Consider the following 21,435-nt stretch of genomic DNA (forward strand, 5'->3'; position numbering starts at 1 on the left):
GGGAATATGGCAAATAAACGCTTGAAACCTCTTTTTGACGGTACCTTCGCCAAATGTTTGCAGGTTACAGCGTGAACAAAAGGCTGGGTTAACAAGAAATAGGGTTAACAACAATAAGTCTGTGCTATTACCAAGCATGGCTCGGTAAGCGCACTCACCGGTCGGTGCTATCCGACTTGATAAACGGGAGAATTTCATGGCTATTGGCGTTTGGATCAGCCTTTTTGCTTACTTTGCGCTGATGATCGGCATCGGGCTTTATGCGATGCGCACATCGACATCCACCTCTGAAGATTACGTGCTAGGCGGCCGTACCTTAAGTCCTAAAGTAGCCGCTCTTTCAGCGGGTGCCTCAGACATGAGTGGCTGGCTGCTGCTGGGTTTACCTGGCGCGATGTTTGTATCGGGCCTGGGCTCTGCCTGGATCGGCATCGGTCTGTTCGTCGGGGCCTTCTTCAACTGGCTTCTGGTTGCACCCCGCCTGCGTGAACAGACCGTTCACTATGGCAATGCAATCACCATCCCCGCCTTTTTGGCTAACCGATTCCCGACCCGGGCAATGTCACTGAAAACGGTCTCGGCGATTGTCATCGTCATCTTCTTCGCGGTCTACACCGCGTCAGGCTTGGTGGCTGGCGGTAAGCTATTCGAAAGTGCGTTTTCTGGCTTGGTGAATGTTGGTGGCCTAAGCGATTATGCAACCGGCATCATCATCACGCTGGGCGTGGTACTTGTCTACACCGTAGTGGGCGGCTTTTTGGCCGTAAGCCTGACGGACTTTGTACAAGGCTGCATTATGATGCTGGCGCTAATTATCATGCCCGCAGTGGTGCTGTTCGGCGAAGGCGGTGGAGGCTTCAGCCAAGCAACCCAGACCCTTAATGAAGTCGATCCAACGCTACTGTCGTGGACAGAGGGCTTGACCTTTATTGGCTGGCTCTCGGCGGTGACCTGGGGGCTGGGTTATTTCGGTCAGCCGCATATTATCGTGCGCTTTATGGCTATCCGGCATCTGAAAGATGTGCCTACCGCCCGTAATATTGGTATGGGTTGGATGGCTATTTCCCTGATTGGCGCCATCTCGCTCGGTATTTTTGGCCGGGCTTACGCTATTCGTAATGGCCTGGAAATTCAGGATCCCGAAACTATCTTTATTATCCTGGCAGAGCTTTTATTCCATCCGCTGGTGACCGGCTTCCTTTTTGCGGCCCTTCTGGCGGCAGTGATGAGTACTATTTCCAGCCAGCTTCTGGTGGCGTCTTCATCACTGACAGAGGATATCTACCGCCTGTTCCTGAACAAACAAGCATCGGAAAAGCAGACCGTTACCGTTGGCCGGATTTGTGTCGTGCTGGTAGGCCTGATAGCCGCCATTATCGCCTCTGATCCAGAGTCACAGGTACTCGGCCTGGTGAGTAACGCTTGGGCAGGTTTTGGTGCCGCTTTCGGTCCCTTAATCATTCTGTCACTAATGTGGCCACGCACCAACGGAGCGGGCGCCATTGCAGGCATGGTAGTAGGTGCTCTCACCGTTATTATCTGGATCGCACTGGGTTGGAACGGCGAGTTTATGGGTGGCCCCGGCATCTATGAAATCATCCCCGGCTTCATCGCTTCTTTCATCGCCATTATGGTGGTAAGTAGCATGACCGCTGATGCCGGTGAATATCAGCGTATTGAGTCCTAACGCAGTAGATAAATAGAGCGTTACCAGGGCCACCGCGAGGTGGCCTTTTCGTATTGCACAACGGTACTAACAAACGCGCAACTGATCGGTCACCCGTCGGTCATCGCTTTTGGATGCGTCACCAACGAATTCTGACGCAACGCATACAAGGCGACGTACTACCGATTAATTCTCGGTAACCAGCTGGTCGACTTTCTCAAAAGCACGCACGACCAGCCATTGGTCGCTGGGGCGTACTTTTTCCTGAATAAGATAGGCGGCCATTGCCGGGGCTACCTCGCATTTCGCAGGCATTGGCGCTTTCGCTTCGGCGAGCGCATTCAGCCGTGCCACGAATACAAAACGCACCCATTGGGGCAGCGACATCGTATCAATACAGAAGGGTTCCTGGCTTGCGAACGCCGTTACATCCGGCGTGGGGACGCGCCATAAATTGGCGGCCTTCATGGCGGCTTCAAGCTCAAGAAGCGCGGTTTGAAGCTGTTGATGGACGCTCATATACACCTTGTATCAAATCAGTTTGGTTAATGCCCATTATCCCAACTCTGTCCACGAGTTACCACTTTATCCCCCGCCAACTCAGGTTATTCACCGATTCACAGAAAACCTGCAAGAGGCTGTGGATAAACTATGGAAAGGTCTCGCTAACGCTACTCTCAAGAGGCTTGCAGGAAGTTGTTCATTTTTTGATCATCCGTATAAAAAAGCACCAATTTATCGACCGTTACGGCTGACACTGTGCAGCGGTCAAGGTAGAGTGCAGACTTGCAAAGCGGAAGGACATCATGCAACCGATTCAGACCATTGATGATTTTTTTACACGTAGTGGCGCCGAGGTTTCGCTCTATTATATGGGCCGACGCGTGAGTGCCTGCTCGCGTGAGACACTGAGTCGCTTTGAGCGTGGCCAATGTGCCTGGCCCGAGCCTTGGCAAGGTCAGGCACGCTTCGCGGCCATATTTCGGCTAGGCGACATGCCCGAACCGGCGATATGGTTTTTAGCGCTTCCTCTTGACGAGCAGGGGCTGCTCTCCCCCGCTCAGCGCGATGGATTTTTAAATCGCCTGATGGAAACCCTGGGGAAAAATGTTGCATACGTAGGCCAGAACGCTAAAGACGTGGATCATTTAATGACGGATAATCCGCTCGCCTTTACGCCTAACGTAACCTTCCAGGCAGTGCTCAACGCCTTCGCAACGCAAGAGCGTGAACTGCCCGCCAGCCAACATCTCGAGCCTGTTGAAGCCTATCTGACCGGCCAGCAAACCATTGACTGGCAAGCACTAGGGCTTCAAGGAATCGCCGATTTCACGGCACGCATGGATGATTCCCAGGCCAACACCCTGGCCCCCCGGCTCGCCACCCTACCCACTAGCGTTGTGCACTCACTCTGCTACTGTTTAGAGCATCAGCCTCTAGCAGTGGCGTCGATAGTGTTGGCGCTGCGTGAGATAGGTGAAAAAGCGGCGAGTGAAGGCGATGTTGAAACGCTCTGCGCCTGTATTCGTGCGGTGGGTAGCACGTGCCAACCAAGCGTAGGCGACTGGTATACAAGCTTGCTGGAAGACGCTCATGCGTGTGGACCCGATGTACTGGCTGCGATGGCTGGCCGCGGTTGGCTCTTACTGGAAGACGCGCATCGTTTACCGCTTTTCCTGAGCCGCTTGGCGGAGGATGAACGGACCAACTTTTCTGCGGTCGTGCGCGACCTTGCTTTAATACCGCGTTTACGGCTACCAATAATGGTAGCGTTACGAGATGCCCCTAACGGTTCGGCCATACAGCGACGTATGGCGGCCATGACATCAGCGGCTAGCCGTTAAATGGGCAGCGCTATTAACGAATTTCAAGGAGTCAGCCGTGAAGGAACTACCCTATCAGGCTAAAGCGGTTATTGGCCGCCGCGAGATGGTGACGTTGCCTGAGCTGGGGCTTCACCTATGCTGTAAGGCAGATACCGGGGCACGTACATCAGCACTGCATGCCGAGGAAATTGAAACACATGAAGATGAGCATGGGCAGCTATGGATTAGCTTTATCACCCATAGCGGTGGGCCAGAAACGCCCGCTCATCGCCTAAAAATGCATCTGCATGATAGACGCCGGGTGACCAGCTCAAATGGGCATAGTGAATGGCGATATGTTGTTCGTACGATGATGGAAATGGGTCAACTGAGCTTTCCTGTTGAATTGACATTGACAGATCGCAGCAATATGCGTCACGCCATGCTATTAGGGCGCCGCGCCATGCGCCGCCTGCTAGTGGCCCCGGGCGCTGCATTTTTACATGGCGAGCCTTAAATTAATGACGATTAGCCCTTTATTTGGCCCGGAGTCCTGAATGCATATCGCACTACTGTCACGTAATCGCAATTTGTACTCGACACGTCGCCTCATCGAGGCTGCTGAGCAGCGTGGGCACTCGGCCCGCGTTGTTGACACGTTGCGCTGCTACATGAGTATTGCATCTCACCACCCTTCTATTCACTACAAGGGTCAGGAAATTGAGCCGTTCGATGCTGTAATCCCGCGCATTGGCGCCTCAGTAACGTTCTATGGCTGTGCGGTACTGCGTCAGTTTGAAATGATGGGCACCTACGTTATTAATGACTCCGTTGCCATTACTCGCTCCCGTGACAAGCTGCGCTCGCTCCAGTTGCTTTCGCGCAAGGGACTTGGGCTGCCGATTACCGGCTTTGCCCATTCGCCGGATGATATTCCGGACCTGATTACCATGGTTAAAGGCGCCCCACTGGTCATCAAACTGCTGGAAGGCACTCAAGGCATCGGCGTTGTATTGGCGGAAACCAACCAGGCCGCTGAATCGGTGATTCAAGCGTTCATGGGCATGAAGGCCAACATCATGGTTCAGGAGTACATCAAGGAAGCTCGCGGCGCGGATATACGCTGCTTTGTTATTGGTGATAAAGTCGTCGCTTCCATGAAGCGCCAGGCAGCAGAAGGCGAGTTCCGTTCTAATTTACACCGGGGCGGCACGGCCAGTGTTATTCGGATTACGCCGGAAGAGCGCTCAACGGCCATTCGGGCAGCCAAAGCCATGGGCCTACGCGTTGCGGGGGTCGATCTTTTACGCTCTAACCACGGGCCGGTCATTATGGAAGTCAATTCCTCACCAGGCCTTCAGGGTATCGAGAACTCAACCGGTAAGGATATTGCAGGCTTGATCATTGAACATATTGAAAAAAATGCCTCTCCAAATCGTAAAGCGCCGCCCAAGCCTAAAGGTTAAGGGAAAAAACCAAAAATAATCCGTATGAGGGGTGGCAAATATTTGCTGCCCCCCCCACAATCTGCGTCACCGAAGGAGGTAGACGCTCATGTTTCTCGACAATCGCCAAGTGGCGATGGACAGTGTGTTAGAAGCGCTGGCCGACAGCATTGATTATTTCCAGGACAATATCGAACGCCTGCGCCCCTCGCTGCGTGATGCGCTGAAGCCGCACTATACAGCGCGCTTAAAGCAGATGCGCTCTCTCCAGGAACTTGCACGAGCACATTTAAAGATGCTGCCGCGAGATGCTGACGTTGAACGCGATGATTTTTTATGGCTATGGAGCCGTCTAAAAAGCTTTGTGGGCAACGATAGCCAGGTATTAATCAACGAGCTGTTAGAGCAAGAGCGAGTTTTGATGCAGGCACTATCTACCCTGTTTACCCACCCGCTACCCGACCCTATTGAGCCGGTGGTGGATGAGTGCATGCAGGGGTGCCGTAAGCTTATTCGCGAGCTTTATACGCTGCAAAAACGTAAAGCAAAGCGCTAAGCTCTATAAAACTTGTTCTGGTTCCAGCCTATCAAGCGTCGGCGCAGTGAATGGCACGACGTTTTGAAGCTCAATGGGTTCGGGTGGGCCCAGAAAGTAAGGCTGCCGATTCCATATATAGATATCGCCCAGCGTCGCAACTCGCGCCAACCATTCGCGCGCTCTCAAACGCCACTCATCGGCTGCAGGGTTCTCTTCTGCAACGCATCCCGTTACATCCAACCCAAGTGCGCGACCAATAAATATCGCGCGCGGCAAATGCCAGCTTTGGGTCACCAAAAGCGCCTGCTCAAGCTGAAAAACGTCGCGGGCTCGCGCCAGCGTATCGTAGGTACTAAACCCCGCAAAATCCATGGTGAGCTGCTCGGCAGGTACGCCTCGTCGATGCAAATCACGCCACATGGCACGCGGCTCGTTATACGCTTGGGTACGATTATCCCCCGACAGCAACAAATGAGACACGCGCTGCTCGTTGGCAAGCAGGGCTGACGTACGCATGCGGGCATGAAAATGCGGGTTACGTAGACCACTACGAGTCCAGTGGGAGGTGCCAAATACAATTCCTACATCCGCAGGGCGACACTCAAGCACTTGGCTTTCGATGTAGCGTGCCGTGCTACCTACTACCCATAAATTACCGCCTACAAATAGCAATGCCGCCAGCAGCAATAACGCTCCTAGCGACATTAGCAGGCGTTTGATCCACCTTAGCAAGACGCTGTGCATCCGGCGATCCTGAGGCGCTTAGAACATGCCAAGCTCAAGTTTCGCCTCGTCGCTCATCATGTCACGGTTCCAGGAGGGGCTGAACACAATCTCGGTATGGACCTTGCTAATCTGGGGCGCTCCGAGAATTTTATTACGTGCATCTGCCGCAATGACATCCCCCATCCCACAGCCAGGAGCGGTCAGCGTCATACGGATCGTCACGACCTGTTCGCCCGTAATCAGCCGCTCAATACGGCACCCATACACCAGCCCGAGATCCACGATATTAACCGGGATTTCCGGATCAAAGCAGGTCCGTAGTTGGTTCCATACAAACTGCTCTATTTCTTCCTCGCTGGCATTTTCGTGCAGGGTCGGGCGCGGTAACGCCTCAAGCCCCAAGGCATCTAAATTGCGCCCCTCTATGAGATAGAGGCGCCCTTCAAAGCCAACACTGACCGAGCTGCCCTTGGCTTGCATCACGCTAACAACGCTATCTTCCGCCAGGATATCCGTTTTCCCAAAGGGAATCGCAATAGCTTCCACGTCACGCTGAAGTGGCAATTTCTGGCCCCGCTCAAGGCTCGCGATTTGCTCGATGTCCATAGCTTTCTCGTTACTCATAGATTGCCTTAACGCACCATGCCAATAACGCGATTGAGAGCGGCAATAAACACCTCCACTTCTTCGAGGGTATTATACGCCGCAAACGATGCTCGGCACGTAGCATCCACGCCAAAGTGTTGAAGCAGCGGCTGCGCACAGTGATTACCGGTACGTATGGCGACGCCTAACTGATCGATCAACAGACCAATATCCTGGGAGTGTGCACCGTCAACGACAAACGATAGCACCCCGGCCTTGTGCGGCGCGGTTCCCACAATCCGCAATCCATCAATGCGCTTTACGCCTTGAGTGGCATGTTCAAGCAACACCCCTTCCCACTCTCCAATCGCCGCGACGCCAACACCTTCGACCCACTCAAGTGCGCGGCCCAAGGCAATGACTTCAGCAATGGCGGGGGTGCCTGCCTCAAACTTATGCGGAATATCTGCAAAGGTAGTGCCAACGTCAAAGGAGACCGTCTTGATCATCTCACCACCGCCTTGCCAGGGCGGCATGGATTCAAGCAGTGCCTGCTTACCGTAAAGTACGCCGACGCCTGTTGGCCCGTAAACCTTGTGGCCAGAGAAGGCGTAAAAATCGGCATCAATCGCTTGTACATCCACTTCCTGATGAGGTGCCGCCTGCGCGCCGTCAATTAGAATGACCGCACCATGCTGGTGGGCAAGTGCCGCCATCTCTTTTACCGGATTAATGGTTCCCAGTGCGTTAGACACATGATTCACGGCGACCAATTTAGTGCGCTCGCTTAACAGCGCACGGTAAGCCGCCATATCCAGTGCCCCCGCTTCATCCACCGGAATCACTTTAATGGTAAAACCACGCTCAGCCGCCAATAGCTGCCACGGTACAATATTGGAGTGATGCTCAAGCAGTGAGATCAATACTTCATCACCTGCTGCCAGGTGGGTACGACCCCATGATTGAGCTACCAGATTAATGGCTTCCGACGTGCCACGCGTGAAGATAATCTGGCGCGCCTCTTCAGCATTGAGAAACGCTTTAACACGCTGGCGTGTGTTTTCATACGCCACCGTCGCCTCATCGGCTAGCGTATGCAGGCCACGGTGAATATTCGCGTTATAGCGCGAGTAGTAATCGCTAAACACGTCTATTACCTGCTGAGGCGTCTGGCTGGTGGCAGCGTTATCCAAATAGACCAGCGGCTTACCATGCACTTCCCGACGAAGGATCGGGAAGTCATTGCGTAGTGCCAGAACGTCAAAAGGTGCCTGGCCATTCGCTGTCGCTTTCTCAAGTACCGTAGACGACATTCATCACTCCTTAGTAGGCCGTAGCGCTTAGTCGTTGAGCGCGACGGCCGTTTCTACCAGGCCAGCCAGGTTAAAGCGTTCCGGCAATTTACCGGCAACCGCAAGCTCTACGCGCTCAGCGACTTCATCCAGCGTCACTTTATCCAGCACTTCACCGGCAAAGGCCAAGGTCAACAGCCCCCGCGCCGTCGCCTCATCGATACCACGCGTACGCAGCGCGTAAATAGCCTCTTCATCCAACTGACCGGTCGTGGTGCCGTGAGAGCACTTCACATCGTCGGCATAAATTTCCAGCTCAGGCTTGGCATCAATCTGGGCGCGGTCAGACAGCAGCAGGTTCTGGTTGCTCTGAAAGCCTTCAATCTTCTGGCTATCGCGCTTAACGTACACCTTACCGTTAAACACGCCATGCGCACGGTCATCCAGGATGCCTTTGTAGTTCTCATTGGAGAACGTCAAGGGCGCGTTATGATTGACCTTGGTGTGGTTGTCCACATGTTGACGACCCTGACCGAAGAACAGGCCAAAGAAGTTGGTTTCGGCCCCCTGACCATTAAGGTCACTGATCAGGTCGTTACGCACCAGCGCCCCCCCCAGATTCAGGTTATACGAGGTGTAACGGCTATCGCGCCCCTGCTCAACATGCATGCTGGCAATATGCATGTCGTTAAGCGGTGCTTCCTGAAGCTTGTAGTGGTTCAGGATAGCGCCACGGTCCAACATAAATTCGCCCACAATGTTGGTGAAGTTGGCTGCGTCCTGATCGCCACAATAGTGCTCAATCAACGTGGCTTCACTGCGACCACCCGCCTCAACCAGAATACGTGGATGGCTCATCACCGGCGCACTGCGCGCCTTGGAGAGAAACTGCAGCACGATAGGCTTATCGACCACCGTACCCGGAGCGATACGCACCACAGCGCCCTCTTCCATAAACGCGGTGTTCAAGGCTGCGAAGGGAGAGAAATCCACGCCTGTTAAGCGGCCAAGTGGGCCACCCACCGCTTCGTGATTTTCAGCAAGCGCTTTTGACAGTGGCATAACATGAACGCTCTGGGGCAGTGCGTCGATATCCGACAGCGCAGGGGTATAAACACCATCAACAAACGTTAACCGATAAGCCGCGACAGGTAGCGTTAATGCTGCTGCCTGAGCGGGTGAGTAGTCGCCATTATCGGTCAGTGTAAAGTTACCCTGAGCGATGGTGCGAACATCGGTATATTTCCACTCTTCATCACGGCGCGTGGGAAAGCCCAGTGCTTCAAAGCGAGCAGCGCCCGCTTGGCGACGCGCAGCAATCCACGACGGCTCCGTTTCGCGCTGCTGGCTACGCGCTTTTAGCGTGTCCAGAAAGGTTTGCGTATCGCTCATGCCACAGACTCCTCAATACCTTCGTACCCATTGGCCTCAAGCTCTTTGGCAAGCTCGGCATCACCGGTTTTAACAATACGGCCATCAACCAGGACGTGGACTTTATCCGGAACGATATAGTCAAGCAGGCGCTGATAGTGGGTTACCAACAGAATCGCGCGCTCTTCGGCACGCAGGCTGTTAACACCGTCGGCGACCACTTTCATGGCGTCTATATCAAGGCCGGAGTCGATCTCATCCAGCATGGCGAGTTTAGGCTGAAGCACCAGCATTTGGAGAATTTCGTTGCGCTTTTTCTCGCCGCCAGAGAAGCCTTCGTTAACCGCGCGCTGCAGAAAGCTGGCATCCATTTTCATAGAGCCAAGCTTCTCTTTCACCAGCTTCATAAACTCAGGCGCTGGCATATCTTCTTCACCGCGCGCCTTGCGCTGGGCGTTCAGCGCTGACTTCAACAGGTAAATATTCTTTACTCCCGGGATCTCAACCGGGTACTGGAAACCCAACAGCAGGCCTGCCTGGGCGCGCTCTTCAATTTCCATCTCAAGTACGTCTTTACCTTCAAAGGTGATGCTGCCCTGGGTGACTTCATAGCCATCTTTACCTGCAATCACCGCTGACAGGGTTGATTTACCCGCGCCGTTAGGCCCCATGATGGCGTGTACTTCACCGGCGTTGATGGTCAGGGTAAGCCCTTTAAGGATCTGCTTGTCTTCAACGGTGACGTGTAAATCAGTTACTTGCAACATAGTCATAAACCTTCTAATTCTGGCGAGTCGCTGGCGCGACGCGTATCAAAGTAATGTGTACGGCAATCCGGCTAAACGATTAGCCTACCGCGCCTTCCAATGTCACGTTCAAGAGCGCTTCAGCCTCTACCGCGAACTCCATCGGTAGCTCCTGGAAAACATCTTTACAGAAACCGTTAACAATCATACTGACCGCATCTTCCTCGGAAATACCCCGGCTCCGGCAGTAGAACAGCTGATCTTCACCAATTTTTGAGGTGGTGGCTTCATGCTCAATCGTTGCCGTGCTGTTACCGATTTCCTGATACGGGAAGGTGTGAGCGCCACACTTGTCGCCAATCAGCAGCGAATCACACTGCGTGAAGTTACGCGCCCCTTTGGCACGCGGGCCAATTTTCACCAGGCCGCGATAGGACTGGTCGCTCTTACCTGCCGAAATACCTTTGGCCACGATATAGGAACGCGTGCCTTCACCAATGTGAATCATCTTGGTACCGGTATCGGCCTGCTGGCGCCCGTTAGTAACGGCAACGGAGTAGAACTCACCAATGCTGTCTTTACCGCGCAGCACGCAGGAAGGATATTTCCAGGTAATGGCCGAGCCGGTTTCAACCTGGGTCCAGCTAATGCGTGAACGCGCGCCACGGCAGTCGCCACGTTTGGTCACGAAGTTATAGATGCCGCCCTTGCCGTTCTCATCACCGGGGTACCAGTTCTGGACGGTAGAGTATTTGATGTAGGCATCATCTAATGCGACAAGCTCAACAACGGCCGCGTGCAGCTGGTTCTCATCGCGCATCGGCGCGGTGCAACCTTCCAGGTAAGAAACCTGAGCACGGTTTTCGCAAATGATCAGCGTACGCTCAAACTGGCCGGTATTGGCCGCATTGATACGGAAGTACGTCGATAGTTCCATCGGGCAGGTAACGCCTTCAGGAACAAATACGAATGAGCCGTCGGTAAACACGGCTGAGTTAAGCGCGGCAAAGTAGTTATCGGCCACCGGCACGACGGTACCCAAATACTGCTTGATCAGCTCGGGATAATCGCGGATTGCCTCAGAAATGGAGCAGAAGATAACACCGGCTTCTGCCAGTTCCTTTTTAAAGGTCGTCGTTACGGATACTGAATCGAATACCGCATCAACTGCAACGCCGGCAAGCGCCGCCCGCTCGTGTAGTGGAATACCCAGTTTTTCGTAGGTTTCCAGCAGCTTGGGATCTACTTCGTCGAGGCTTTGCGGGCCATCTTCGGGGCGCTTGGGCGCACTGAAGTAGGAAATCGCCTGGTAGTCGATAGGCGGATAATCAAGATGCGCCCAGGAAGGCTCTTTCATGGCCAACCACTGGCGGTAAGCGTCAAGACGCCACTCAAGCATCCACTCCGGCTCACCCTTCTTCTTGGAGATAAACGCGATGGTATTTTCGTCTAGACCGGGTGGAAGCGTGTCGCTTTCAATATCGGTTACAAAGCCATCTTTGTATTCGCGACGAACCAACTGTTCCATTTCTTCGGTTGCCATGGTGTTACCCTCCGGGCAGTTGGTGGCGAGCACCGCTCGCCGTCAATTATAAATAAATGCGTATCAACGCTTATCGGGATTTGCGTATGTTCAGAACCCTGTATATCCAGAGCTACGCAGATACCGCCGATAGGTTGATACTTTGAATTGGTAATTGTACGGGTAGCTTGAGAGGCGATGATGCCGCCAAATGGGCTAACGTTACGCTTTCAAGCAGGGTACGAATCGCGAGCGATACACGCTGCCAATTGTCGGCCACACCACACGTTGCGACCAACTCGCACTCTCCCTGGGCATGGCTGCACTCGGTCATCGCGACAGGGCCTTCAATCGCCGCAATAATATCCGCTGCGGTAATTTGTGACGCGGGTCTGGCAAGCCGATAACCGCCTTGCGCCCCTCGCTGTGACGCTAAAAGCCCCGCTCGGACCAACATCTTAAGCGTTTTGCTTACCGTTGGGTGCGGTAGCTGTACGTCTTCCGCCAAGTCAGCTGCCGTATGCGATGCCTCTGGGTGACGCGCAATTTGTGCCATCACAACAGCGGCGTAATCTGTCAGCCGAGAAAGCTTGAGCATAGCGACTCCCGTTAGCCAGCAAATCATCAGGCTGGCTTGCGTGTTAATTGGGTACCATTTTAGTCCTGTATAAAATCGATGTGAAGCCCTATTGCCCAATTCTTGGCAAATTGCGTCAAGTTCTGGCACGTTCGCCGCCGTTACCATCAAAAACAACAATCATTATCATTTAAGAATTTTATTGGCTATCCCACAAAAAAGCCTATCCACCAGGGATAGGCTTGTTATGGCTCAGCACCTGATTAACTGAGCATCAGGCTTTTTTAACGAATTCAGATTTAAGCTTCATGGGGCCAATGCCATCAACTTTACAGTCGATATCATGATCACCTTCAACAATACGAATACTCTTAACCTTCGTGCCGACCTTAACAACCAACGAGCTGCCTTTGACCTTTAAGTCTTTAATGACGGTCACACTATCGCCGTCAAAAAGGGGATTGCCGTTCGCATCGCGTACGCTGGGAATATCGTCAGAGGCATCGGCATCCGCCGTTTTCGACCACTCATTACCACATTCCGGGCAGACGTACTGCAAGCCGTCATCGTAAGTGAACGTTGAGGCGCAGGCAGGACAATTAGGTAATTCGTTCATCAATGGCTCCATCACAAAAACCAGCAAAGCGATGGAGCCTACACCGGTTAGGCAAAATGCTCCAGTCCAAGGGGGCATTAGCCCCGCTGGTAGGTGCCTACAAGCCGGTCAATTCCCAATACGTGCGGCTCTACCTTCTCAAATAGCGCCGCGACACTTAGACCTTTTGGCAGATCCATTGGCTGATCCAAAGCAAGCACTAAAAAGTAGTAAAGGTGCTTACCATGCCCTTCTGGGGGCATAGGACCGCCGTAGCCCTGCTTGTCGAAGTCGTTATTGCCACAAGTGCCCAGCTGAGTGTTTTCATCCAGCCCGGCAATATCGCCGGGCAGGTTATAAAGGGTCCAGTGAACAAACCCGTAGCGGCCATCTTTTACCAGCGGCGCATCGGGGTCGTGGCAAATAACCGCAAACCCTTTTGTACCTTCAGGTACGTTATGCCACTCAAGAGGAGGCGATAGATCATCGCCTTCCCCGGTATAGCGGGCAGGAATCGCCTGATGCTGCTCAAAAGCGGTGCTGGTGACTTCCATTGATGACAAAGCAAATGCCATAAGTTTCTCCCGGGTTAGCCAATCACTATGTCTACAGAGTGGTAGTAAATATCCAAGGCATCAACGTTAATTCAGATAACCCGCGTTGCGTTGCCACCACTGCTGCGCAATTACCACATTTTCTGCGTTGCTCTCGGGGCTTAGCACGGAGGGTAGCTGCACATAATTCCCACCGGTTTTAGACGTTAACAGCGGATCTTGTGTTGCCAGTTGAAGCGCGTAAAGCACCAGCATTTGTTCGTACTCATCTTGGGTATTCAAGCGCGCATACAAAAGTGGCACTGCGGGTAAGCCAATATCACCTAACCGCTCGGCGGCAATATAAAAGGTCCGGCGGTTGTCCTGGTCGCCGTAATAGGAAACGAAGCGGCGATCAGAAAGCCGGCTCACATAGTAAGCGGCCTCTTCTTCAGGGCTCATGTACAGCGGCGGCACCCAGTCAGTCGCCGATACACTGCTGGAACTTGCAACAGGTGCTGCCTGAACAGGCTCATCATTCGCTTGAGGTGCGGTCGATGTCGCCTTGTGTTGCTTGCCTGCACACCCTGCCAATAGCACACTCCCAAGTAGCAGGACACATAACATGTTTTGCTTTATTTTCATGTTTCCTATGGGCTCCCCATGCAAATTACCACCATCATTTTTAAGACCAGCGACCCTGCTGCTTTAAGCGTCGTTTTATCCAGCCATCATAGAGCTTCCTTAACCCTGGTTTAATCACCGGCAGGCCGATCAACCACGCAACCGGGCGTAAAAAGACAACCCGAGTCATTAACAGGCGATAGGCATCAATGCCTTCTACTATATCCCCATCAGCCTGCTCAACATGCAGCGACTTTAACGCAGTGTCAGGTTCTATACCCTTCTCTTGCAGTGTATGCCGGTGCTCACTGACATCACACCAACGAATATCGCTTGCCCCCTCGCCTGCCCAATGCTCATAACGCTGCCTGTCTTTGCGGCAGCGGGGACAAACCGCATCGTAGTAGACCTTAATTGTGTTGTCAGTGGGCATATAATACTCGGAGCGGACATTGAGGGGTTAAGTGTGGCACGTCGACGGCACGACGCAACGCTAGTGATCCATCAGAGTAAGCGCGGCGTCTTTATGCATCGCAACATGATCGGTTTTGTCGCTTTTGATTTCATACTGCGGCTCCTCCTCACTGGCATAACGGTGATGACCTTTGTAGGTCGTATCCTGCGTATGTACACGAGTGATATGCCCGCTTACATAGCCAGCCTCTGAGTTCCATTTTACGTGATCGCCCACCTTGAAGCGCTTAGCCATTCTTCACTCCTATTGTTTTCCACCTCTATTGTTCTCCCCCCTGTCATTCCCCATCCCTATCAGAATTTGGTTCACTGAACCTTAAGTGTAGATGTACTCACTCATAGCGCTAAGTATTCACCTGTGACGACACATAAGAGCCAGATTGCTACCCTAGCATCCGGTAAACGCGCCACTTTAAAGAATGGCTGTTTGCCTTTGCGTGTCCTTACCTCATTAGACAAGAGGCTGCCATGGCGGAATGCAAAAAACTGCTGATCATTGCACATGCACCTTCCGAGAACACACAAAAGATGCTGGAGGCTGTGGTGCACGGCGCGTCCCACCCTGACGTGGAAAAGGTGGTGGTAACATCGCTCACCCCGCTTGAAACACAACCGAACGATATTCTTTCAGCCGATGCGATTATTCTCGGTACCACTGAAAACCTGGGCTATATGGCAGGGTTAGTGAAGGACGTATTTGATCGATGCTACTACGCCTGCCTTGATAAAACCGAAGGTTTACCGTTCGCGTTTTATATTCGGGCAGGCCACGATGGCACCGGCACTCAGCGTGGCATTGAGAGCATTACCACCGGGCTGCGCTGGCGACTCATACAAGAGCCGCTTATTTGCCGGGGCGACTTTCAGTCAGGCTTTATCGAGCAATGCGAGGAGCTGGGGCTATCCGTGGCTGCCAGCCTGGAGGCTGGGATTATTTAAGGCGAAAAAAAACGACACCTTGATAGGTGCCGTTTATCAGTGCATAAGGCTGGTTACTTCAAGCGCTCAAATACCGTCGCAACCCCTTGCCCCATACCAATACACATGGTGGCCAGGCCCAACGTGGTGTCGCGCTGTTGCATAACGTTAAGCAGCGTGGTGCTGATGCGTGAGCCGGAACAACCGAGTGGGTGGCCCAAGGCAATCGCACCGCCGTTTAAGTTAACCTTTTCGTCCATGGCATCCAAAAAGCCCAGGTCTTTTAATACCGGCAGACTTTGCGCTGCAAAGGCTTCGTTAAGCTCGACAGTCTGGATATCATCCGACGAAAGGCCTGCGGCTTTCAGCGCCTTTTTAGAAGCTGGCACCGGGCCATAGCCCATAATGGATGCATCGCACCCAGCTACACCTGTGGAAAGCACTTTAGCAACAGGCTCAAGCCCCAACGCCTGGGCGCGCTCGTAGCTCATGATCGCCATGGCGGAAGCGCCCACGGAAAGCGCGGACGACGTGCCTGCCGAGACAGTGCCGCTACGCGGATCAAACACCGGCTTAAGCTGGGCCATGGACTCAAAGCTTGCATCAGAGCGGATCACTTCATCGCTCTTGAACAGCACTTTAAAGCCGCGCTGGTCATGGCCTTCAACACCGACAATCTCGTTATCGAAGTAGCCTTTCTCCATTGCTGCCTGAGCACGCTGGTGCGAACGCACGCCAAACCGGTCCTGATCTTCCCGCGTAATACCGTGCATCTTACCTAGTAGCTCAGCGGTCAGCCCCATCATCATGGAGGCTTTAGCGGCGTATTTACTAATCGCAGGATTTACATCAACCCCATGCGCCATGGGCACATGTTCCATGTGTTCTACACCACCAATGATGTAGAAATCGCCCATGCCCGCTTTGATATTCGCCGCCGCAATATGCAGCGCAGTCATGGAGGAGCCACACAGACGGTTAACCGTTTGCGCCGGTACCGAGCGTGGAATGCCGGTCATGATCGCCGCATTGCGAGCAATGTTCATGGCTTGTTCAAGGGTCTGGTTAACGCAGCCCCAAATTACATCATCTACTTCAGAAGGGTCTAGATTGGGATTACGGGTAAACAACGCCTGCATGACAGCAGCGGACAGGTTTTCCGCTCGAACGTTACGAAATGCGCCATGTTTGGCTTTTGCCATGGCGGTACGCACACCGTCGACCACCACGATATCTCTGGGATTCAAACTCATCTTATTTCTCCTGTTCGCGGTGACTTAGGCCTGACCGGGGGCGGGATAAAACTGCTCATTGTTCTTCGCCATTTGGCGCAGCTTTTCAGTCGGCGCGTACAGCGGGCCGAGCTCTTCAGCCAATCCTTCCGCCAGTTTGACGAACTCCGCCACGCCCATGGCGTCGATATAGCGCAGCGCGCCACCGCGGAAAGGCGGGAAACCAATACCGTAAATCAGCGCCATATCCGCTTCGGCAGGCGTATCAACAATATTGTCTTCCAGACAACGAACCGTCTCCATGCAGAGCGGCACCATCATGCGGGCAATAATATCCTCGTCGGAGAACTCTTTTTTGTCGCTAACCACTTCCTCGATTAACGCGTAGGCCTGCTCATCCGTTACTTTTTTGGGCTTGCCTTTTTTATCCTCTTCATAGGCATAAAAACCCTTGGCGTTTTTCTGGCCCAGGCGCTCGTTTTCGTACATCACCTGGATTGCCGTTTTGCCTTCACGCGCCATGCGGTCCGGGAAGCCTTCCGCCATGACGTCATTAGCGTGAACCGCCGTATCCATACCGACCACATCCAGCAGGTAAGCAGGCCCCATCGGCCAGCCAAACTTCTCCATGACCTTATCAACACGCTGGAAGTCGGCACCCTGCTCGACCAGGAAGCTGAAGCCGCCGAAATAGGGGAACAGCACACGGTTTACTAAAAAGCCGGGGCAGTCATTCACCACAATGGGTGTTTTCCCCATGGCGCGAGCGTAAGCCACCGTCGCCGCAACGGCTGCGTCAGAGGTTTTTTCACCGCGAATAACTTCAACCAGCGGCATGCGATGCACAGGGTTAAAAAAGTGCATGCCACAGAAATTTTCAGGGCGCTTCAGGTTCTGAGCCAAGCGGTTAATCGAAATGGTCGATGTGTTGGAGGTCAGGATCGTATTCTCTCCTACCATCTCTTCGACTTCGCTGAGCACCGCACCTTTTACTTTGGGATTTTCAACAACCGCTTCAACCACCAAATCAACATTGCCGAAGTCGCCGTAGGAGAGCGTGGGGCGAATATTGGTCAGCTTTTCCGCCATTTGCTCACTGGTGAGTTTTTTACGCTCAACCTGCTTGGCGAATAGTTTACGGGACTCTTTCAGGCCCAGTTCAATGGCTTCATCCTTGATGTCTTTCATCAAGATAGGCGTGCCTTTAGAGGCGCTTTGGTAAGCAATACCACCGCCCATTATACCGGCGCCCAACACGGCCGTTTGCTTAACAGGCTGCGCCTGCTTTTCATACTTGCTGGCTTTCTTTTTGACGACCTGATCGTTCATAAACAGACCGACCAGGTTAAACGCCACGCTGCTTAGCGCAAGCTTGGCAAAGGCTTTCGCCTCAATGGCCTGGGCGCGACTGCGCTCTTCACCCGCACCTTTTTGAATAACCTTGATAGCTTCAATAGGCGCTGGATAGTGAGGGCCCGCTTTGCCGGCGACATACCCTTTGGCCGTTTCAAACGCCATCATTTGTTCGATAGCATTGAGCTTTAAGGGACCTTTTTTCTCTGCCCGGCGCGCCTGGTAATCAAGCTCGCCAGCGTTAGCGCGGTCGAGTATGTCTAGCGCCGCCTCCTCTAGCTGCTCGGGCGTGACCACGGCATCGACAGCGCCGACTTTTAGCGCCGCATCGGCGCGGTTTTCAGTGCCACCGGCAATCCATTCAATCGCATTGTCAGCGCCAATCAAGCGTGGCAAGCGTACACAACCACCCCAGCCCGGCAAAATGCCCAGTTTGGTTTCGGGAAGTCCAATTTTAGCTTTTTCGCTCATCACGCGAAAATCAGTGGTGAGCAGCACTTCGCACCCCCCACCCAAGGCAAGGCCATTAATGGCGGCAACGGTTGGAAAAGGGAGATCTTCAATCGCATTAAATATCTCGTGCACCTTGAGGTTCATCTCCTCAAGGTACGCTTCACCTTTAGTGAACAGGCTGTGAAACTCGGTGATATCCGCCCCGACAATGAATGCGTCTTTGCCGCTGCCAATCATCAGGCCCTGCAAGTCATCTGCCGCCTGAAGAGCGCTAACGGCCTCTCCCAGTTCGGTAATAACAGCGCTGGAAAGCTTATTAACGGACTCATCTTTTAAATCAAAAATAAGCCGCGCGATGTGATGGCCACTCAGGGTGTCACGACGCTCCACCGTGATGGCATTGCCTTGATAGATCATCCGTGCTCTCTCCACAGGTTTGAACTGGCGCTCCTGTCAGCAGACTCTTGCAGCAAGTTTTAGCGACAAGTCCCTGGCTGGCTCGCCAGCATTTCATACGGTCGTTTGATAGCGTTAGCTTGGTTGAGTTATCCAACAACGTCAAGCCCTGACTTTTGGCTAATCCCTGCCAGGAAGTACACTTTCTCATCACCCAAATATTCCGTTATTAAGGACACATTAAGACGATTACCTACTGGGCATCGACTTTTTTCAGAAACCCATGGATCATGTTTTTTTCACTATGGGTCATATATTCATGGGCGCCCTGTTAACACCGACGCGCATAAAAGCCATTCAGCACTTTACCGAGCGCTTAGTGGAGCGCATTAAACCCTGGAGCTGGCTATGGCCGCCCATGGCATTTTCGGCGGGAGTAGGCAGTTTTTTTCTGGTCGACCGTCAGCAGTGGCTAGGTGCGGCGCTAGCGCTGGGGCTGCTATTTACCTGGACGCTGCTGCTTTCTGAAAGTTTAATTGGCCGCTGGCTGGCCAAGCGCGGCCACCCTACCCTGCACCGTGGCGCCACTACGTTTATTGCCCAAATGATTCACCAGGAGACGCTGTTTTTTACCCTTCCGTTCATTTTAATTACGACGGTATGGAATAGCGGACAAACGCTATTTGCTCTCCTGGTCATTGGCATGGCGCTGTTATCAATTATCGATCCGCTTTATTACAAGGTAGCTGGCCGCTGGCGCAGTCTCTATTTTATTTTCCATGCGCTGTGCGTTTTTTTGGTGATGCTGGTAACGCTACCGATCATGCTCCATCTCACGACCGGACAAAGCCTTTTGTTAGCGATGTCTTTGATGGTACTGGTAGCGCTTCCCAGCTTTTGGCACTTACTCAAGCAGCGCTCATTAAAACGCTGGTGCCTATTTCTAGGGCTAACGCTTGCACTTGCGTATGCTGCCTGGATAGGCCGTATTTGGGTGCCGCCCGCAAGCCTTTGGTTGACCAGCAGTGCGCTCTCCCCTTCGCTTGATATTCAGCAGCGAGAACCGCAGGGTTCCATTGCGCTGACGCCAGATGCTATTCGTGAAAACGGCCTTTATGTGTATACCGCGATCCGTGCCCCACGAGGATTAAGCGAAACTATTTACCACGCCTGGCGTCACAACGGTGAACCGTTAGATACCGTCCGGCTGGACATTAGTGGTGGGCGTGAACAGGGTTATCGGGCATGGAGTCATAAGCTTAACTTTCCTGCTGACCCATCAGGTGACTGGCGAATAGATATCATGACTGATAGTGGTCAACGCGTGGGGCTGATTCGTTTTACGGTATCGGAAGACTTGCAAAAGGCCTCTAAAGCCGATAGCGCTATTCGCGCCAGCGGTTTAAGCAGACTTGATTTGCGTCGTTTTGTGCCAGGAAGCAGTGAACGTTCTGACACGCCGACAAGCGACTAAGTCCGCCTATGGCTTGCAATCCAAGCCATAGCTAATGACAATCTATCCTCCCACTTTTTGGTAGCGAGTTGCCCATGGCTTCATCGATTGGTTTTCGTCTTGCACGCCTGCCGCATTTGTGGCGCTCAATTTTGGATCGTAGGCTCGCTCCTTTGGGGCTTACCCAAACGCGCTGGGTCACGCTTTATCATATCTGGCGCTTGGGAGAGGGACATCCCCAGTGCGACCTGGCGCGAGTGATTGGTGTTGAGGCCCCTTCACTTGTTCGTACACTGGGTCAACTTGAGGAGCAGGGTCTGGTTGAGCGACGCGCTTGTGATAGTGACCGGCGCAGCAAGCGTATTTACCTTACGCCAGCAGCAATGCCGCTTTTAGAAAAAATTGATGCGGTGGCCACCCAAGTCCGTGAAGAGTTCTTTGTCGGGCTTGGTGAGCGTGAGCTTGAACAGCTCAATGAATGGCTGTCAATAATTGAATCAAACGGGCTAGCCATTCAAGCGCGCGAGCAAGATCCCCCTACTGCTTAGATGCTCACCTAGCGGTGATGCGCACCGTTTCGATTATCCAACGGCTTGCCTAGCGGCTGGTCCGACAAACCGCTTAGCGCGCCCTTTAATTGCTTTACGTCTGCAAGATAAGTGGAGAAACGCTCGGCGGTTTGCGACTCCCACCACCAAAGCGTTAGCGCATAAGGCGTCGATTCAATCACTAGTGCATCCTGAGGCAGCCGCTCCAGGAGTGCTTTTAACGGCGCACTGGCACTTTCAGGTAAATCGCGCAACGGTGCAATACGCCAACGCCAGCCAGCATAATAGGGCTCTAGTGCGGCACTGGCATTGCTGTCCCGTAGCAGCACAAAGTCCGGGCCTGGCGCATCCTGAGGATAGTGCCAACGATAAGCGGGCATGGTGCCCCTAAAATGGTGCAGCGGGGGTTTTTCCATTTTAACACTGACCCCTTGTTGCTTAGCACCGTTACGCAACGCCATTTGCCTTACCTGACGCGGGCTTGGCTTGAGCCACATGACCGGCGCCATCACAAATAACAATACAAAAATGATAATTAACCATACCATCACTGCTTCCACCCTATTTCAGTCGTACGCTGTTA

The 21,435-nt window shown here is 53.1% G+C and carries 24 protein-coding genes; 8 read left to right on the forward strand and 16 right to left on the reverse strand.

All coding sequences use genetic code 11. The annotated features are described in order from the left end of the window. The first annotated feature begins 196 nt into the window (after positions 1 to 196). Entirely contained in the window at positions 197 to 1,687 is a 1,491-nt protein-coding gene (gene putP, locus ACT3TJ_RS15330) for a sodium/proline symporter PutP (protein WP_193055123.1), read from the forward strand. A gap of 165 nt (positions 1,688 to 1,852) precedes the next feature. On the opposite strand, the gene ACT3TJ_RS15335 is transcribed toward putP, so the two are convergent. Beyond that, a complete protein-coding gene (locus ACT3TJ_RS15335; RefSeq protein WP_172118353.1) occupies positions 1,853 to 2,185 on the reverse strand; it encodes a YqcC family protein in 333 nt (110 codons plus the stop codon). A 287-nt stretch (positions 2,186 to 2,472) separates the two neighbouring features. Here ACT3TJ_RS15335 and ACT3TJ_RS15340 point away from each other — a divergent pair, with 287 nt between their 5' ends. From ACT3TJ_RS15340 to ACT3TJ_RS15355, 4 genes are all read left to right on the forward strand, one after another. Then, on the forward strand, positions 2,473 to 3,510 hold the full coding sequence (locus tag ACT3TJ_RS15340) for a DUF3549 family protein (RefSeq protein WP_444622486.1): 1,038 nt from the start codon (positions 2,473 to 2,475) through the stop codon (positions 3,508 to 3,510). Positions 3,511 to 3,547: 37 nt separating this feature from the next. Then, on the forward strand, positions 3,548 to 3,988 hold the full coding sequence (locus ACT3TJ_RS15345) for an ATP-dependent zinc protease family protein (protein ID WP_444622487.1): 441 nt from the start codon (positions 3,548 to 3,550) through the stop codon (positions 3,986 to 3,988). Positions 3,989 to 4,028: 40 nt separating this feature from the next. Next, positions 4,029 to 4,937, forward strand: coding sequence for a 30S ribosomal protein S6--L-glutamate ligase (gene rimK, locus ACT3TJ_RS15350; RefSeq protein WP_087111618.1), 909 nt, complete (start codon positions 4,029 to 4,031; stop codon positions 4,935 to 4,937). Between the two features lie 88 nt (positions 4,938 to 5,025). Beyond that, positions 5,026 to 5,472, forward strand: coding sequence for a hypothetical protein (locus ACT3TJ_RS15355; RefSeq protein WP_172118319.1), 447 nt, complete (start codon positions 5,026 to 5,028; stop codon positions 5,470 to 5,472). A 3-nt stretch (positions 5,473 to 5,475) separates the two neighbouring features. Here ACT3TJ_RS15355 and ACT3TJ_RS15360 read toward each other — a convergent pair whose 3' ends face one another. The 12 genes from ACT3TJ_RS15360 to ACT3TJ_RS15415 all read right to left on the reverse strand — a co-directional run bounded on the left by ACT3TJ_RS15360 (position 5,476) and on the right by ACT3TJ_RS15415 (position 14,734). After that, a complete protein-coding gene (locus tag ACT3TJ_RS15360) occupies positions 5,476 to 6,198 on the reverse strand; it encodes a SanA/YdcF family protein (protein ID WP_193055125.1) in 723 nt (240 codons plus the stop codon). 18 nt (positions 6,199 to 6,216) lie between these two features. Beyond that, entirely contained in the window at positions 6,217 to 6,786 is a 570-nt protein-coding gene (sufT, locus tag ACT3TJ_RS15365; protein ID WP_444622497.1) for a putative Fe-S cluster assembly protein SufT, read from the reverse strand. Between the two features lie 26 nt (positions 6,787 to 6,812). Further along, complete coding sequence (locus ACT3TJ_RS15370; protein ID WP_172118321.1) at positions 6,813 to 8,078, reverse strand: cysteine desulfurase; 1,266 nt, start codon at positions 8,076 to 8,078, stop codon at positions 6,813 to 6,815. 27 nt (positions 8,079 to 8,105) lie between these two features. Continuing rightward, positions 8,106 to 9,449, reverse strand: coding sequence for a Fe-S cluster assembly protein SufD (gene sufD, locus ACT3TJ_RS15375; protein ID WP_444622488.1), 1,344 nt, complete (start codon positions 9,447 to 9,449; stop codon positions 8,106 to 8,108). After that, on the reverse strand, positions 9,446 to 10,195 hold the full coding sequence (gene sufC / locus ACT3TJ_RS15380) for a Fe-S cluster assembly ATPase SufC (RefSeq protein ID WP_172118323.1): 750 nt from the start codon (positions 10,193 to 10,195) through the stop codon (positions 9,446 to 9,448). The genes sufD and sufC overlap by 4 nt, the downstream gene beginning before the upstream one ends. A 79-nt stretch (positions 10,196 to 10,274) precedes the next feature. Then, the gene (gene sufB / locus ACT3TJ_RS15385) at positions 10,275 to 11,717 is read right to left on the reverse strand and encodes a Fe-S cluster assembly protein SufB (protein WP_172118324.1); all 1,443 of its coding nucleotides are present in this window, start codon (positions 11,715 to 11,717) and stop codon (positions 10,275 to 10,277) included. Positions 11,718 to 11,829: 112 nt separating this feature from the next. Then, positions 11,830 to 12,294: an SUF system Fe-S cluster assembly regulator gene (locus ACT3TJ_RS15390; RefSeq protein ID WP_172118325.1), complete on the reverse strand. Its 465-nt coding sequence runs from the start codon at positions 12,292 to 12,294 to the stop codon at positions 11,830 to 11,832. Between the two features lie 253 nt (positions 12,295 to 12,547). Beyond that, a complete protein-coding gene (locus ACT3TJ_RS15395) occupies positions 12,548 to 12,889 on the reverse strand; it encodes a zinc ribbon domain-containing protein YjdM (RefSeq protein ID WP_444622489.1) in 342 nt (113 codons plus the stop codon). Positions 12,890 to 12,966: 77 nt separating this feature from the next. Further along, entirely contained in the window at positions 12,967 to 13,443 is a 477-nt protein-coding gene (locus ACT3TJ_RS15400; protein ID WP_444622490.1) for a YbhB/YbcL family Raf kinase inhibitor-like protein, read from the reverse strand. A gap of 66 nt (positions 13,444 to 13,509) precedes the next feature. Next, entirely contained in the window at positions 13,510 to 14,046 is a 537-nt protein-coding gene (locus ACT3TJ_RS15405; protein WP_444622491.1) for a hypothetical protein, read from the reverse strand. A gap of 40 nt (positions 14,047 to 14,086) precedes the next feature. Further along, positions 14,087 to 14,458 carry a thiol-disulfide oxidoreductase DCC family protein gene (locus ACT3TJ_RS15410; RefSeq protein ID WP_444622492.1) on the reverse strand — a complete coding sequence of 124 codons (372 nt, stop codon included), beginning with the start codon at positions 14,456 to 14,458 and terminating at the stop codon, positions 14,087 to 14,089. A 60-nt stretch (positions 14,459 to 14,518) separates the two neighbouring features. Beyond that, positions 14,519 to 14,734 carry a hypervirulence associated TUDOR domain-containing protein gene (locus ACT3TJ_RS15415; protein ID WP_172118329.1) on the reverse strand — a complete coding sequence of 72 codons (216 nt, stop codon included), beginning with the start codon at positions 14,732 to 14,734 and terminating at the stop codon, positions 14,519 to 14,521. A gap of 233 nt (positions 14,735 to 14,967) precedes the next feature. Between ACT3TJ_RS15415 and ACT3TJ_RS15420 the strand changes: the two genes are divergently transcribed. Beyond that, entirely contained in the window at positions 14,968 to 15,438 is a 471-nt protein-coding gene (locus ACT3TJ_RS15420) for a flavodoxin family protein (protein ID WP_444622493.1), read from the forward strand. A gap of 53 nt (positions 15,439 to 15,491) precedes the next feature. Here ACT3TJ_RS15420 and fadA read toward each other — a convergent pair whose 3' ends face one another. Further along, complete coding sequence (gene fadA, locus ACT3TJ_RS15425) at positions 15,492 to 16,670, reverse strand: acetyl-CoA C-acyltransferase FadA (protein WP_444622494.1); 1,179 nt, start codon at positions 16,668 to 16,670, stop codon at positions 15,492 to 15,494. Between the two features lie 24 nt (positions 16,671 to 16,694). After that, a complete protein-coding gene (fadB, locus tag ACT3TJ_RS15430) occupies positions 16,695 to 18,872 on the reverse strand; it encodes a fatty acid oxidation complex subunit alpha FadB (RefSeq protein WP_444622495.1) in 2,178 nt (725 codons plus the stop codon). A 298-nt stretch (positions 18,873 to 19,170) separates the two neighbouring features. Between fadB and ACT3TJ_RS15435 the strand changes: the two genes are divergently transcribed. Together ACT3TJ_RS15435 and slyA are read left to right on the forward strand one after the other, a co-directional pair. Further along, a complete protein-coding gene (locus tag ACT3TJ_RS15435) occupies positions 19,171 to 20,325 on the forward strand; it encodes a DUF5924 family protein (protein ID WP_172118355.1) in 1,155 nt (384 codons plus the stop codon). A gap of 74 nt (positions 20,326 to 20,399) precedes the next feature. Then, the gene (gene slyA, locus ACT3TJ_RS15440) at positions 20,400 to 20,852 is read left to right on the forward strand and encodes a transcriptional regulator SlyA (RefSeq protein ID WP_172118333.1); all 453 of its coding nucleotides are present in this window, start codon (positions 20,400 to 20,402) and stop codon (positions 20,850 to 20,852) included. Positions 20,853 to 20,860: 8 nt separating this feature from the next. Here the strand turns inward: slyA and ACT3TJ_RS15445 are convergent, their stop codons facing one another. Further along, positions 20,861 to 21,400, reverse strand: coding sequence for a preprotein translocase subunit YajC (locus ACT3TJ_RS15445; protein WP_444622496.1), 540 nt, complete (start codon positions 21,398 to 21,400; stop codon positions 20,861 to 20,863). Between the last annotated feature and the right edge of the window lie 35 nt (positions 21,401 to 21,435).

This window comes from Halomonas sp. AOP30-A1-24, assembly GCF_052378165.1.
In the GTDB taxonomy this organism is placed as follows: domain Bacteria; phylum Pseudomonadota; class Gammaproteobacteria; order Pseudomonadales; family Halomonadaceae; genus Vreelandella; species Vreelandella citrativorans.